This window comes from uncultured Psychrosphaera sp., from assembly GCF_947500655.1.
GTDB lineage: Bacteria > Pseudomonadota > Gammaproteobacteria > Enterobacterales > Alteromonadaceae > Psychrosphaera.
The window spans coordinates 454,054-469,332 of sequence record NZ_CANMSK010000001.1; the positions used below are offsets into that span (position 1 = coordinate 454,054).

16 protein-coding genes are annotated in these 15,279 nt (G+C 35.5%); 10 read left to right on the plus strand and 6 right to left on the minus strand.

Annotation, left to right across the window (positions count from 1 at the left end):
* Window positions 1–62: 62 nt before the first annotated feature.
* Genes lolB through Q0940_RS02060 form a run of 3 tightly spaced genes read left to right on the plus strand, consistent with a single transcriptional unit; the run spans window position 63 to window position 2,568 of the window.
* Window positions 63–665 (plus strand): lipoprotein insertase outer membrane protein LolB, encoded by a 603-nt coding sequence (gene lolB / locus Q0940_RS02050; protein WP_299263263.1) that lies wholly within the window; start codon window positions 63–65, stop codon window positions 663–665.
* A complete protein-coding gene (ispE, locus tag Q0940_RS02055) occupies window positions 665–1,552 on the plus strand; it encodes a 4-(cytidine 5'-diphospho)-2-C-methyl-D-erythritol kinase (protein ID WP_299263265.1) in 888 nt (295 codons plus the stop codon). The genes lolB and ispE overlap by 1 nt, the downstream gene beginning before the upstream one ends.
* 59 nt (window positions 1,553–1,611) lie before the next feature.
* Window positions 1,612–2,568: a ribose-phosphate pyrophosphokinase gene (locus Q0940_RS02060; protein ID WP_299263267.1), complete on the plus strand. Its 957-nt coding sequence runs from the start codon at window positions 1,612–1,614 to the stop codon at window positions 2,566–2,568.
* A 216-nt stretch (window positions 2,569–2,784) separates the two neighbouring features.
* Here Q0940_RS02060 and cysB read toward each other — a convergent pair whose 3' ends face one another.
* Complete coding sequence (cysB, locus tag Q0940_RS02065) at window positions 2,785–3,759, minus strand: HTH-type transcriptional regulator CysB (protein WP_299263269.1); 975 nt, start codon at window positions 3,757–3,759, stop codon at window positions 2,785–2,787.
* A 203-nt stretch (window positions 3,760–3,962) separates the two neighbouring features.
* Between cysB and Q0940_RS02070 the strand changes: the two genes are divergently transcribed.
* The 3 genes from Q0940_RS02070 (at window position 3,963) to Q0940_RS02080 (ending at window position 6,057) form a co-directional block, all read left to right on the plus strand.
* On the plus strand, window positions 3,963–4,649 hold the full coding sequence (locus Q0940_RS02070) for a HAMP domain-containing sensor histidine kinase (protein ID WP_299263271.1): 687 nt from the start codon (window positions 3,963–3,965) through the stop codon (window positions 4,647–4,649).
* A gap of 99 nt (window positions 4,650–4,748) precedes the next feature.
* A complete protein-coding gene (locus tag Q0940_RS02075) occupies window positions 4,749–5,498 on the plus strand; it encodes a hypothetical protein (protein WP_299263273.1) in 750 nt (249 codons plus the stop codon).
* Window positions 5,499–5,619: 121 nt separating this feature from the next.
* Window positions 5,620–6,057, plus strand: a complete 438-nt coding sequence (locus Q0940_RS02080; RefSeq protein WP_299263274.1) for a GNAT family N-acetyltransferase — start codon at window positions 5,620–5,622, stop codon at window positions 6,055–6,057.
* A gap of 145 nt (window positions 6,058–6,202) precedes the next feature.
* On the opposite strand, the gene Q0940_RS02085 is transcribed toward Q0940_RS02080, so the two are convergent.
* The 3 genes from Q0940_RS02085 to Q0940_RS02095 form a co-directional block, all read right to left on the minus strand.
* A complete protein-coding gene (locus Q0940_RS02085) occupies window positions 6,203–6,586 on the minus strand; it encodes a rhodanese-like domain-containing protein (protein ID WP_363323562.1) in 384 nt (127 codons plus the stop codon).
* Between the two features lie 78 nt (window positions 6,587–6,664).
* Complete coding sequence (locus tag Q0940_RS02090; protein WP_299263276.1) at window positions 6,665–7,414, minus strand: sulfite exporter TauE/SafE family protein; 750 nt, start codon at window positions 7,412–7,414, stop codon at window positions 6,665–6,667.
* An 86-nt stretch (window positions 7,415–7,500) separates the two neighbouring features.
* Window positions 7,501–8,310, minus strand: coding sequence for a class I SAM-dependent methyltransferase (locus tag Q0940_RS02095; RefSeq protein ID WP_299263278.1), 810 nt, complete (start codon window positions 8,308–8,310; stop codon window positions 7,501–7,503).
* A gap of 77 nt (window positions 8,311–8,387) precedes the next feature.
* Between Q0940_RS02095 and gloB the strand changes: the two genes are divergently transcribed.
* From gloB to Q0940_RS02110, 3 genes are all read left to right on the plus strand, one after another.
* A complete protein-coding gene (gene gloB / locus Q0940_RS02100; protein ID WP_299263280.1) occupies window positions 8,388–9,161 on the plus strand; it encodes a hydroxyacylglutathione hydrolase in 774 nt (257 codons plus the stop codon).
* A gap of 128 nt (window positions 9,162–9,289) precedes the next feature.
* Window positions 9,290–10,900 (plus strand): LysM peptidoglycan-binding domain-containing protein, encoded by a 1,611-nt coding sequence (locus Q0940_RS02105; protein WP_299263282.1) that lies wholly within the window; start codon window positions 9,290–9,292, stop codon window positions 10,898–10,900.
* 53 nt (window positions 10,901–10,953) lie between these two features.
* Window positions 10,954–11,520: a hypothetical protein gene (locus Q0940_RS02110; RefSeq protein ID WP_299263283.1), complete on the plus strand. Its 567-nt coding sequence runs from the start codon at window positions 10,954–10,956 to the stop codon at window positions 11,518–11,520.
* A gap of 139 nt (window positions 11,521–11,659) precedes the next feature.
* Here Q0940_RS02110 and Q0940_RS02115 read toward each other — a convergent pair whose 3' ends face one another.
* On the minus strand, window positions 11,660–14,053 hold the full coding sequence (locus tag Q0940_RS02115; protein WP_299263285.1) for an ATP-binding protein: 2,394 nt from the start codon (window positions 14,051–14,053) through the stop codon (window positions 11,660–11,662).
* Between the two features lie 101 nt (window positions 14,054–14,154).
* Here Q0940_RS02115 and Q0940_RS02120 point away from each other — a divergent pair, with 101 nt between their 5' ends.
* A complete protein-coding gene (locus Q0940_RS02120) occupies window positions 14,155–14,676 on the plus strand; it encodes a DUF4440 domain-containing protein (protein WP_299263287.1) in 522 nt (173 codons plus the stop codon).
* A gap of 138 nt (window positions 14,677–14,814) precedes the next feature.
* On the opposite strand, the gene Q0940_RS02125 is transcribed toward Q0940_RS02120, so the two are convergent.
* Window positions 14,815–15,279: transporter substrate-binding domain-containing protein (locus Q0940_RS02125; RefSeq protein WP_299263289.1), on the minus strand; the 465-nt coding region annotated here is incomplete at its 5' end.

The window sequence follows — 15,279 nt, forward strand, 5'->3', positions numbered from 1 at the left end:
TAAATTGATTTTCATTTTTTATCTGGGAAAATGGCACAACTTAACCGCCATAATTACACTTTATGAAACCTTTAAAAAACATATTCCAACCAATCCTAGTCGCGTTACTTGCTGTATTTTTATCATCATGTAGCCTTTTACAGACCCAGTCTAATGCAAATTTAAAATTACCAGCAGACATTAATAAACTTAAGTCATGGACGGTTCGGGGTAAAGTATTAATCAAAACCGACACCGAAAATGTATCAGGTTATTTTTATTGGCATAAAGACCTAGAAACCAATCAATTTTCTTTAAATGCCTTTATTGGCATCAATATTCTGAGTTTAACCACAGAAAATGGCATATCGACATTAGAATTTGGCGGTAGTGTTTACCAAGACACAAACCCAACTCGGTTAATACAAACCGTCACTGGATTAGACCTGCCTATCGAAAATTTAGAGTTTTGGGTTCGTGGTCAGCTAACTGGCACTGAAAAACACATAGTACGAAACAGTACAAATATAAAACAATTCATCCAGATAAATAAACAACAGAAATGGCAAGTTAAGTATTCAAAATACCAAAAACAGAATATTTACCACTTACCTATGGCTATCTCTTTGACTGGCAAAAACACAAAATTAAAACTATCCGTTTCAAGTTGGGAGTTTTTACTTTAATGCCAACCAAGCAGCCAATTACCTCTTTAACACTTACATCACCAGCCAAGCTTAATTTATTTCTGCATATTAATGGCCGTTTAGATAATGGCTATCATGAATTACAATCTTTATTCCACTTTTTAGATAAAGGTGATGAATTAACATTTGAACTTACCAATGATGGAAAAGTAAGCTTAGATTGTAATTTACCTGAGTTGATCACTGAGCAAAATTTAATTATTAAAGCCATTAATGCACTCAAACCATTATTAACAGAAAAAAATAAGCACTTTGGTGTAAACATTAATTTGCATAAGGTTTTACCTATGGGTGGTGGCGTTGGTGGCGGTTCATCTAACGCAGCAACCACTTTGCTCGCATTAAATCAGTTATGGCAATTACACCTCTCACCAGAAAAGTTAGAAAGAATTGGTAAAAATTTAGGTGCTGACGTGCCTATTTTTATTCGAGGAAAATCGTCAATTGCCGAAGGTATTGGCGAAAAGTTATTTGACTACCCTATCGCTGAAAAATGGTATTTGGTGCTAACACCCAATGTACACGTGAATACCGCACTTTTATTTAACAGTGATAAATTGCCTAGAGACACAAAGAAAGTACCGCTAGAACAACTAAATTACACAGGATTAACTCCAGATCATAAAAATGATTTTGAAACTTTAGTCTATAAAAACTATCCAGCCGTTGCCAAAGCATTGGACTGGTTGTTAGAATACGCGCCTGCCAGATTAACTGGCACTGGTGCTTGTGTATTTTCAGTATTTGAAAATACACAAGAAGCCGAAACAATTTTTACTATGTTGCCTGCGACGATGTCTGGTTTTATTGCAAAAGGTTGTAATATTTCTATCACACATCAACAACTACGTGAGCAATTAAATTAGAAATATTGGCAATTTATGTTCTCTATTTCTCACACTTAACGAAGCTATAGGATAACTCTGTGCCTGATATAAAGCTCTTCGCTGGAAACGCTACCCCAGAACTTGCTGAAATCGTCTGCAATCGTCTTGATTTAAAACTTGGAAATGCGACTGTTGGCCGTTTTAGCGACGGTGAAATAAGTGTCCAAATTAATGATAACGTTCGTGGCTCTGACGTATTTATTATTCAATCTACTTGTGCTCCCTGCAATGACAATCTAATGGAATTGATTGTTATGGTTGATGCATTACGTAGAGCATCCGCTGGGAGAATTACAGCGGTTATTCCATACTTTGGTTACGCTAGACAAGACCGTCGTGTACGTTCTGCTCGTGTTCCTATTACTGCAAAGGTTGTTGCAGACTTTTTATCAAGCGTTGGTGTTGACCGCGTTTTGACTGTTGATTTACATGCAGAACAAATTCAAGGTTTCTTTGATGTTCCAGTAGATAATGTATTTGGCAGTCCAATTTTAGTTGAAGATATGCGCGCACAAGGCTTTGATATTGCTGATGACGTTGTTGTTGTATCACCAGATATTGGTGGTGTAGTAAGAGCTCGAGCTATCGCTAAATTATTAGACGATAAAGACTTAGCTATTATCGACAAACGTCGTCCACAAGCTAATGTCGCTCAAGTTATGCATATTATTGGTGATATTGAAGGCCGTGATTGTATCATTGTTGACGATATGATCGACACAGGTGGCACGTTATGTAAAGCCGCTGAAGCACTTAAACAACATGGTGCTAAACGTGTATTTGCTTATGCAACTCACCCAATATTTTCAGGCAATGCCGTTGAGAATCTTAAAAATTCAGTTATTGATGAAGTTATAGTAACTGACTCAATTCCATTGAATCCAGAGATTGCAGCATTACCTAACGTGCGCCAGTTAACGTTAGGCAACATGCTAGCGGAAGCCATTCGTCGTTTAAGTAATGAAGAATCAATTTCTGCAATGTTTGATCACTAAAGAAACGTTACCTAAACCGCTTTACTAAAAGAGTGTCCACAACTAGTTATGGACAGTAAAATGCGGTAAAAGTAAGAGTTAATTTAGTAACAAAAAATCCGTCCAATGTGACGGATTTTTTTATTCTTAAAAAAAAACTCAGTTAATTTCTATTAACTGAGTTTTAATGAAGTATTTGATTTAACCTATATTTTCACAGGCATTAACTAACAGCTATTATTTAACTGGTAACTCTATATCTTCAAACATACTATCAACTTCTTCTTGGTTTCGTAACAAACATGCTCGTTCCACAACATCTCTGGTTAAGTGCGGTGCAAAACGTTCAATAAAGTCATACATATAAGTACGTAAGAAGTTACCTTTTCTAAAGCCAATTTTAGTAGTCGACTTTTGGAATATATGGCTTGCATCTATTGCTACTAAATCTGAATCTAAATCATCCATTGCCATCGTTGCTACAACACCAACGCCAACGCCCATTCTTACATAGGTTTTTATTACATCAGCATCTGTTGCGGTAAATACTATTTTAGGCTCAAGTCCTTTGTCGTTAAACGCTCGGTCTAGTTCTGAACGACCAGTAAATCCAAAAACATAAGTAACTAAAGGAAATTGAGCAATATCTTCAATGGTTAATGCACCGTCTCGTTTTGCTAAAGGATGGTCTTTTTTGACCACCACAGAACGGTTCCAGTGATAACAAGGAAGCATAACTAATTCGTTATACAAATGCAGTGCTTCCGTGGCGATAGCAAAGTCAGCTTCACCACGAGCCGCCGCATCACTTATTTGTGATGGTGTGCCCTGATGCATATGCAAAGAAACTTTAGGGAAACGTTGCATAAACCCTTTGATCACATCAGGCAGGGCATAACGAGCTTGAGTATGAGTGGTGGCAACATTCAACTTACCTTGATCCGGTAAAGTATGCTCTTTCGCCACAGACTTAATGCCGTCAACTTTACTTAAAATATCATGGGCTATTGCAATGATCTCTTTACCTGCAGGTGTAACATGAGTTAAATGCTTGCCGCTGCGACCAAAAATTTGGATACCAAGTTCATCTTCTAACATTCGAACTTGTTTACTGATCCCAGGTTGTGATGTATATAAATTTTCGGCAGTTGCAGACACATTTAAGTTGTTGTTTTCTACTTCAACAATATATCGTAATTGTTGTAACTTCATTAATTTGCCCCAAGCTATTTTGTTATAATAAAAATATATACATTTCGGCTCATTTATTCCATAAAATTTTAAAATAGTTTTTAAATTAATCAAAAAAAGCATAGATAGTTGAAAAAAAACACAAAGAAAGCATAAATAGTTTTTCCTTTTTTAGTTTATCTATACCATAAACCATTACTTACTGATAAATAGGCTCATTACAAATGGAACGTCCAGTCATTGATTTTGCAACTGTACTTGCTTCATCGGCACACGATATGAAAAACGGATTATGTTTATTAATTCAACTTATTGATCAGTTAAGCGAAAAAATGCGGTTAAATAATATGGATGAGGCTGAAGAACTCGCTAGCATCCATTACGAAGCGTCAAGAATAAATACTAACTTGTTACAAATGTTAGCTATGTATCGAGCAGAGAAAGATGTTTTACCTCTTAACATAGATAGTTACTACCTAGATGAAACGCTTGAAGAGCTTGTTGCCCAAAATGGTCTTTATATAAATAATAAATCCCTGTCTGTTACCTTTGATATTGAAGAGGAATTATCTTGGTATTTTGACCAAGACTTAGTGTCTAATTTACTTAATGATATTTTTGTTAATGCCATGCGCTATTGCAATAATTCGATTATCGTTAGCGCCAAAACACTCAATAACCAGCTTCATGTCACGATTGCTGATGACGGTAATGGTTACCCTGAACATATGCTGCAGTCAGCTATTTCATCCCCACAAAATATAGAGTTAAATATTAGTCGTACAGGACTTGGTCTATATTTTGCTCAGTTAATTGCAGCGGCTCATGAAGATAATGGGAGCTACGGTAGTATTAAATTAGAAAATGGTGGTCCACTAAATGGAAGCCTATTCACTTTAGTACTACCCTAATTACTATAATTTGTTTACTATTATTGAAGTTAGTGAATTCATTTGATTTTTAGTAACCGTTATTAGAGTCAACTTATCTTGTATTTATTGGAGTAACAAATGGCGATTATCATCGCGTTAATTATCGGTCTTGTGATCATTGCCGTAATAGCAAATATATTGCAACAGCAAAAAGAAAAGCAAGATGCAGAAAGACGTCAGGAAATGGTCAAATATAAAACGATTGTTGAAGACACAGAACTCATTATTGCCAATGATGCTAATGTTCCTATCACTAGAAATGGATTTATTATATTACACCGCCGTGTCCTGTATGCTTTAAAGAAAATGAATTCAACCACGCCGGGCAATAAAGATATACATGCACGCATAAAGGATTGCACTGGCAAAATAGAAGCTAGTGACTTTCGTGTCCTAGATGCGGCGACATTAAAAATACCTGAAGCTGAAAAACCATTAATTGCCTTAATCCAAGGTATCAAAAAATACCGTGTTATTTTAAGATCAGAGCACACTAAAGGTAATTTAACGGCTCCAGCCTTTATGGAAGAAGATAAAAAAATTGAATTATTGCAGTTAAGAATAAATGTTGAATCGCAAATGCGCAGAGGCAGTAAAGCAAAAGCAAATGGTATGACAGGATCTGCACGTCAATATTACGAAAAAGCTTTAGCTACCTTAAATGCCCAAACCTATAGCAATGACTATATTGCCGCAGCAAAACAAAAAGCAACTAAAGCATTAGCTGATATTGCCAGCCAAATGAGCGCAGCAAGATCAGTAAAAGAAGAAACAGATGAAGATGGTGATAACTTAGATGCTTTATTTGCACCTAAGAAAAAGTGGTAATATTTGCTTACTAGCATTAAATTAGAATCAAAATAGACAAAGCAGGCTCAGCCTGCTTTTTTACTTTTAGCCTTACCCCTTGTAAAACACCGCTGACATTATCAAAACTAAAAATATCAAAATGACTAAATTACAAATTGAGCGTTGGCTGCAGCCACAACAAAAACAAGTTAATCACTTTTATAAAACTCACAATCAGAATGTTAGTTGTCACAAACGAGACATTATCTTCACAGTTCAAGAGCAAAAAGCCCAAGAGTCAAAATTACAGATCATTGCAGCTGTATTTATCAGGCACTTAACAACTGAACAAGGCGAGCTAAATTTATTGCGTAGTCTGTTTGTCGCACCTGAATACAGAAATAACAAGGTAGCTTCACAATTACTTAACTATGTAATGCAAAATACAACAAGCCACTTAACGACTATCTGTGAGCCAAATTTGGTACCTCTTTACCTGAGTGCTGGCTTTAATATTTGCGAACACCCCAACCAATCAAAATATTTAGCTAAATTCATCCAACAAGGTAAAGTAGTTTTAACGAGAGAGTCTTGTTAACAATCGTTTTTTATAAATATTTTAAACACGAACTAGCCAATAAAAAACCTCACTAACTTAACTACTATTTCTAATAATTTAATTATTGAGGTTTCATCTTGCTAGATTCAAATCGAGCTATTTAAAACTGGGTGCTATAGCTTACTTATTTGGTGTGAAAGCCTTTTTCAGTCCACTCCATCATGCCACCAGCAACAGAAAATACATTAGTAAATCCCATTTTTTGTAATGATTCAGTTGCTAAAGCAGAACGAGCTCCAGAGCGACAAATAACATACATATCTAGCTTGTTCATTTCTTCTAATGGGAATTCAGCGTCTTTAAATTCTGGATGCATTTGTAATTTCATTTCTAGTACGCCACGAGGGAAATTCACAGCTCCCGGAATATGACCTGTACTAAATTCCTCTGATTCCCTAACATCTATCAAGACTATGTCATTGGCCAAATGTACGGCTAACTCTTCAACGGAAACTTCTTTAATTGTGTCTTTCATTTCTTGAACTAATTGTGCAGCTGACTTAATCATTTGAACCTCTTTTCCACTCTTAATAAAAATATTATTTTTGTTGAAACAACCTACCTAATTTATTAATAATCACATCGACTAAAACACTTTATCGATTAAGATAAAGCTTGCCATTAAAATCAAAAACAAACCAAATAACCGTGTTAATAACGCTTGGTTTATAAACTGCTTTAACCAAAGGCCAAAATAAGATCCCACAATGCCGACTAAAGCGATAACAACTAATATAGACCATTCAATTTCACTGAATAAAGCCATTGAGTGTTCATGGTAAGAAAATAAACCAATGCTTGATTGTAAAAATATAATAATGACACTGGTAGATACGGCTTTATTAATTGGTAATTTGGACAATAAAACAAGGGCTGGGACAATCAAAAATCCACCACCTACCCCAATAAAACCAGTTACAAAACCAACCGCTAATCCAATAACTATTAATATGAGATTACTTACCGCATCACCAGACATGTCGTCTTTCATGGTTAACATTTTAATAGCGGCAATAAACATTAAACCAACAAACACTGACATTTGTATGATTGGAGCAGCTTGAGAACCATAATAAGCACCAACATAACTGCCTAGCAAACCAGGTAAAGCAAAATAAATTAAATGGACTTTACTAACGCCATTTTTAATTATTTGAGGGATAGCGGTAAAAAACGAAATAATAGCAACAATAAACAAAGAGCCGATAACCGCCACTTTCTCGTCATAACCTAGTAGGTAAATTAAAGTCGGTAACGTTAATATTGCGCCACCAGAACCAAATATCCCAAGGGACAGGCCGATAATGATAGCGCTTATAATGGTTAGTTCAGACAAAATGCTCTCATTACAATAAAGTTTATTACAATATTTACTTATATTAGCGTTTACTTATGTAACTGTCATGGCTTATTTAAAATATCTTAGTTTTTAACTTTACTAGGGTTAGATGAGGTCCTTGATACTGCAGGTTGAAATGCTGACTTAAAACTACGTTTTGAACGAATTGGCGTTAATGGCCACTCTCTTTTTTTAGCAGTAATAACGCATACACTACCAATTTTTGGGAGGTATTTTTTTAATACAACTTGTAACCAATTACTGGCACTTTTGTTCCAAGATCCCTTGTCTGAATAAGCTTTATTTGAAATTTCCTTATTTGAAAGTAAGGTGGAATAACAACAATATTCTTGTTCCGTAATTTCAAAGCCTAGTAACTCCAACCAATCTTTTATTCTACCAATAGAAAATAGTCGAGCTTGCCACAAAGGAGATTTAGTTTTAAATGGCCATAACTTGGAGAAAATAAACAAAGAGAAAGGATTGAATACCGATAGTACTAAATTACCATTTGGCATTAATACCCGATGAATTTCCCTTAATACTTGATGGGGATCGCAAGCAAACTCTAATTCATGATTCATTAATACCAAATCAACGGAATTGGTTGCTAATGCTAACTGGTCAAATTCACTTAACAAGTTTATTGAATGTGAACACTCCGTTGTTGTACTTACATGGTTAGGAGCCACATTAACTTGATGTTTAATAAGACAGGAATTAGTATCCAGTGCACTACTTAAATGGCCTAATTTTATTAAGTGGTGGCCAAAACTTAATTTAAGCCTATGACTTATTATCTCATTCTGAATATGTTTTAATTCTTTACCAGTGAGTATCTGACTCCAGTGAGTTAATGACTCAGCTCCAGTATAAGTTAATGCAGGTTTCATTAAACGTACTCACTATAAACAATAAATTATTAACGATAACGCCCGTAATACCCATTATATTAAATATAGGCATTTTTATGTATCAAGTATTCGCCATTCCCGCTTTTTCTGACAACTACCTTTGGGCATTAGTAACTAAAGACGGTAACTGTGCCATCGTAGACCCCGGTGATGCAACACCTGTTATCGAGTTCTTACAAAAACATAATTACACATTAACTGATATTTTACTTACCCATCATCACTCCGATCATATTGGGGGCGTAGATACATTATTAAACACCTACTCTAACATTAACGTATACGGACCAAGTACATCGCGTTTCCCTATGGTAACTATCCCTTGTAAAGACAACGATGAAATAGTATTACCAAAACTAAACATTAAACTGAATGTAATGGAGGTACCTGGGCATACGCTTGATCATATTTGTTATTTTGATCATGACAATATCTTCTCAGGCGATACATTATTCTCAGCAGGCTGTGGCCGATTATTCGAAGGGACTCCAGAACAAATGTACAATTCGTTAAATCGAATAAGTGAGCTAAATGAAAACGCTAACGTCTACTGTGCTCATGAATATACATCAGCAAACATTAAATTTGCTTTAACTGTGAACCAAAACAATCAAGACTTAGTTAACTATAATGAAGTAACCAAAGCATTAATTAAAGATAACAAACCAACCATTCCAACGCTCTTATCAACTGAATTAAAAATCAATCCTTTTCTACGTAGTAATGACCAAAATATTAAACAAACAATAAGCCAAAAGTTTAACCTAATTCTGCCGATATCAGATTTAGAGTGCTTTACTTACTTAAGAAAATGGAAAGACCAATTTTAAATCACATTAGAATCATAGCCATTATTAAATTATTAAGTTACTATCATTGAGTCTTTATGGCTCAAGGTTTGCGCTTGTCTATTAAAACCTATTGAGTCACCCTTTTACTTTCATTGATTTGTGTATATATGATAAAAAATAAATTTGCTGCAAAAACTATAGTTAACCTTTCTTTATTAGCCATTTTATCTGGCTGTAATACCATAGGAACGGCCAACTCAGAATCCAATCAGGTCACGTTAAACTCATCAGAGCCAACCAATATTGCGGCACCTGAAGATGTTGTTGATGCTTTAACCTTGTCAGCTTTAACTGAAGAACAAGAATTAGAAGCAAACAATGTCAAATTTGATGATGTTTGGAAACGAATCGAAAGCCAGTTAAATATAGATATCCCACAAACTCGTCCTGTGGTTACTGAACGTAACTGGTACGCAAAACATCCTAATTATTTCAAACGTATTTCAGCTCGAGCTAAGCCATTTTTGTACTTCATTGTTGAAGAAATAGAAAAACGCGAAATGCCGATTGAGCTAGCCTTATTACCGATTGCCGAAAGTGCCTTTGACCCATTCGCTTATTCACATGCAAGCGCATCAGGTTTATGGCAATTTGTACCAGGTACTGGCAACCGCTTTAAATTAAAACAATCTTGGTGGTACGACGGACGACGTGATGTTGTTGCTGCTACAAGAGCAGCATTAGATTACTTATCATTTTTACATAAAACCTTAGACGGTGACTGGTTAAATGCTATTGCAGCGTATAACTCTGGCGAAGGTCGTGTATCACGTGCAATTAAACGTAATCGCAAAAAACATTTACCTACCGACTTCTGGTCGTTAGATTTACCAAAAGAAACCACTAGTTATGTTCCTAAGCTATTAGCCTTAGCTGACTTACTAAAACGTTCTGAAGAATTTGGTATTGAATGGACTCCGATTGAGAATAAACAACATATTCAAGTTGTTGACGCTAAAAGCCAAATTGATTTAGCCAAGGCTGCAAAACTTGCTGGATTGGAATTAAACGAATTACACAGATTAAACCCAGGTTATAACCAGTGGGCTACAGATCCTAAAGGACCACACAAATTTGTAGTACCGGTTGATAAAGTAGAATTATTTAAAAAGAACTTAGCAGCATTACCTAAAGATGAGCGTATGTCTTGGAAACGCTACTTAGTTAAGTCAGGTGATACATTAGGTGGCATAGCCGGAAGATTTAACACTTCATTAAGTGTATTAATCGACGTTAATAATATTAAAGGTAATATTATTAATATCAACCAAGCGTTGTTAATCCCGACCTCGTCTAAATCATTAACCGAGTACAGCTTAACAGCCGATAATCGTCTAGCGAAAAAACAAAATAGAAAACGTGGTGCTAATAAATTAAAACACACGGTTAAGTCTGGCGATAACATGTGGGATATAAGCCGTGAGTACGATGTAAATATTCGTAGTCTAGCTAAATGGAATGGAATTGCACCTTCAGATCCAATTAAACCAGGACAAGAATTGGTTATTTGGAAAGATCAAGTATCTAAACATCAATCTAGCAGTGCAGTAACACGAGCGGTTACTTACAAAGTTAGAAACGGTGACTCGTTAGCAAGAATTGCTCAAAAGTTTAAAGTAAAAGTAGTAGATATTGCTAAATGGAATCAACTGGATTTAAAAAAATATATTAGACCTGGTCAATCACTAAAATTGTTTGTTGATGTTACAAGAACATAATTGCTAATTTCGTCTATATTAATAAATAGTATTAATAAGATGAAGACTAATAAATGTTAAAAACACTTTCACGTTCTATATTGCTATCTATATTATTTGTCAGCTTACCTAGCTTTGCTGACTTTAATATTGATGGCAAATTAACACTTACCTATCCTTACAATGATGAAGTCAAAGAAATACCATTCCCAATTTCTTATAATCATAAAGATGATGATCATTCCTTTACCATTGGCTCACACACGTTTAGTGTAACCGGGCAACCTGAAGGCTACTCTTTCGCCTTACTATTAAAAGATAACAACTACGTTTGGTTACAAGAGTTTTCAAAAAAAGAGTTTGAAAGTTTTTCACTCACCCTTGGTGAACATAAACTGAAGTTAGTTAAACGAGTGTTAAATAAACCAGTAAAAGGTGATTACACCTTAACCATTGATGATGTTGATTATTTTTTCAATAACACGCTAGCACAAATCAACTTTAGTTTTGATGACGATGGTATCGCTGGAATATCGGTTTACGGCATGATCACAAGTTTAGGTATTAATAAAGCTAAGAACCCTTGTGACGAGTTTGATAAAGACTCAGAAGAACAAAAAGAATGTGAGCTTAACCACTAATCTTAGCGACAATAAGTGAAAATTAATAAATTTTTGTAAAAAACAAAAAAAGCCGAACAATCGGCTTTTTTGTATTTTGTATTTTGTATTTTGTATTTAATAAAAATGTCCGTGTAAACTTATCCACTCACACATTTAATTATTCACTATCAGCACCATCAACAATGTCTGTGATTCGGCGTAACTTTTTAGTGGCAATACCATTAACGGAATCTCTTGGATAACGACCTCTTGCAGATAAAGCACCTGCCTTTTTCCCCGTTAATATGGTTAACGCATCGTCAACTTCACTTACTACATAAATATGAAACTGGCCGGCTTCTACCGCGCTTATCACGTCAGAAGATAACACTAAGTTAATACAATTGGTTTTTGGGATTATAACGCCCTGCTCCCCTGTTAATCCTCTTGCTTCACAAAGATTAAAGTAACCTTCAATCTTTTCATTCACACCACCGATAGACTGAACTTGTCCGTGCTGATTAATAGAGCCTGTTATAGCAATGGCTTGATTAAGTGGAATATGCGTTATGGCAGATATTAAAGTACAAACCTCACCTAAACTGGCACTGTCACCGTCTATATGACCATAACTTTGTTCAATGGCTATATTGGCTGAAAAGCATAAATTAAAGTCCTGAGCGTATTTACTGCCTAAATAACCATTTAGTAACATCACGCCTTTAGAGTGAATTGCTTTGCCTAATTCAACTTCACCTTCAATATCAATAACACCATCACTGCCAGCGTAAACCGTGGCTGAAATTCTTGCTGGTGTACCAAAAACCGTATCGCCAATTTCCAGCACAGTTAACCCATTTAACTTACCGACTTGAAAACCTGAGGTATCAATTAAAATTTGTCCTTCTTGGATGTCTTCCAAAAACGACTCGCTAATTTGACCAGTTCGGTACTGCTTACCTTCTAACGATTTGATCACATGACTTTGATGAATTTCGGTATCACCATCGCGTTTTGCATAAAATTGAGATTCACTTAACAGCTCTAATACGTCAGCAAAACGAGCCGACAACTTATGTTGGTGCTCAGCTTGCCTAAAACTAAATTTAAATAGTTCTTCCACCGCATCCGCTGATATTTCCAAATGATGATCAGAGGCATATTGTTTGATTTTTTGTACAAAACCAAACTGCACTTTGTCATTAAGTGGAATGTAATGTTCAAAATCCGCTAGTACTCTGAATAGTTCATTAAATTCGTTATCGTACTCTTGCATTAAATAATACAATTCACGACTGCCCATTAAAATAATTTTAATATCTATAGGAATAGGCTGTGGCGTTAAACTAGACGCATTAACAATATTGGCTTCACCTGTTGGTGACTCCATTTTTATTTCTTGGCTTTTCAGCGCTAACTTTAACGACTCCCAAACACCAGGTTGTTGCATTAACTTGTCAGCGTCAATCAACAAATAACCGCCATTGGCTTTATGTAATGCACCGCCTCTGATCATTCGATAGCTGGTGTAAACCGATCCTTGTACTGAACTATATTCAATACGGCCAAATATATTTTGAAATGATGGATTAGGCTCATACACAATTGGCGCACCGTCTTGGCTTTTCCTAACATTTAAAATGTTAGGAATTAGCTCTTCTTCAAGTACCTTACGAACATCCACATCTTCTTTCTTTTCTTCTGCGTCAGCTTCGTCAGCCAAAAACTCTTGCACCATATCAACTAAGGTATCGTGCATGTCTTTTAAAAATTTAATAACGCCAATATCAGCGGTGTAGATATGCTCTAAATCTTTTAATAAAGGTTTAAGTGCATTCTCTATGGTTTCTTTACTTAGCTTACGTTGATTTTCCGAGGCTTCTCTTTTCCACAAAGGCAACTCTAAAAGAGTTTCATTGAGAAATACCTCTAAGTCCGAAATACGGTCATAAAATTGCTGACGTTGCTCTTCTTTAAGTTGTGAAAATTCAGCATCCGTTAGCGGTTTTCCGTCAATCACAGGCGCAAAGCTCACAGCCCCTTTTTCTTCATATAAGGCTAAACCACTTTCAAGTGCTTTTGACTCAACCAACTCCAATGCTTTTTCATACTTAACATTAAAGTTACGCTCAATTACGCGTTTCTTTCGTTGGAAAGATGGGTTATCAAATGCAGATGGGAAAGTATCTAGTAGAACATCAATAAAGGACTCAATATCCTCAATAAATTTTTTGCCTTCTCCAGCCGCTAATCTTATGTATGTTGGAGTTCGAGTATCTTCAAAATTATTTACATAACACCATTCATGCGGCGTACTTTTTATTTTAGCTACTTGCTGTAAGTGATTATCTATTAACGTGTGGCGACCAGTTGCAGGCTCTCCCATGACAAATAAATTATAGCCTGTCATGTTCATATCTAAACCAAACTCAAGCGCGTGTTGCGCTCTTTCCTGACCAATAAAATTAATATTAGCATCCGCTCCACTTAGCATTAACTTTTTAATAGTGTCTGAATTAAGTGTTGGGCCTAGGCTAGTATGACTAAGACGAAATGCTTTATTTAATGCCATGATAATAGAGAAAAATATCCGTTTGATAGGTTAATGTTGTTAGTTTATATTGAATTTCCAATAAACGCATGGCTTATAAGAACAAATACGGAATTTTCAATATGTTTAATGTCTTAACCTCAAAATTAAAAGCACTTCTTTTAACTACAATTTTTTTAGTTAGTACGTTTACTAGCGCATTTTTAAGCACAGCCGCAATCGCTAGCACAACCGAACAAGAGCTAGACCAATTTTGGCAAGCATTATCGCAAAGCGTTATTAATGGTGAATTTGAACAATACAAAGCTGGATATCATGAAGATGCTATTTTAGTAAGTGGATTCAGTAAAAACAGTTACTCAATTAAACAAGCATTCGCCCGCTGGCAACAAGGTTTTGCCGATACCAAAAACGGTAAAATGAAAGCCCATGTAAAATTTGTTTGGACTCAACGTTTTGTAAGTGAAAATACAGCGCACGAAACCGGCATGTTCAAATACAGCACAACAGATGAAAATGGGAAAACCGAAGACTTCATTGCTCACTTAACCACACTATTAGTTAAAAAAGATGGTAAATGGTTGATCATGATGGAAAACCAGAAATCAAAAGCGACTGAAGAAGAATGGAAGATGGCGCAATAAATCACATTGAGCTCGTTTTATAGTTCTTAGATTCAGATCATAAATAAGTTGAAAGTACTAACACTAGTAAATTCAACTTATTCTATAGCCCATATCACCTTCGCTATTTTGAGTAAGAAAAATTAAGATTTTTTTATATCAGGATGCAACAGTCAAGCGACCAATCACATCATGTTTATCTATTAAATTTTCAACCACCCCATTTGCTTTTACATCTTCCACAAATTGTTTCAAATAGGTAGCCCCTAAATCTCGTCCTTTATTACAACCTATAGCTTGCTGCACGGCTGTAAATTGACCATCAAGAATTTTGACTCCTGAAATTTTTTCAACGTCAATTGCCAACTGAGATCGCAAACCTGCTAGTGCGTCTGAATCTCCGTTTACAAAAAGCTCAAGTGAAGCTTCAAATCCTTGAACACGACAAAGCTCTGCCTTTTTAATATTACGTTCCAACCAAAGACCATAGGCACTTCTGGCCGATACAGCGATTCTAACTCCTGGACTATCAACCTGCTCAATCGTTTTTAACGGCGAATTTTCTAATACCATATAGGTAGCTTGTATTTCGCAATATGCAGCTGTGAAATCTATCGTCTCAGC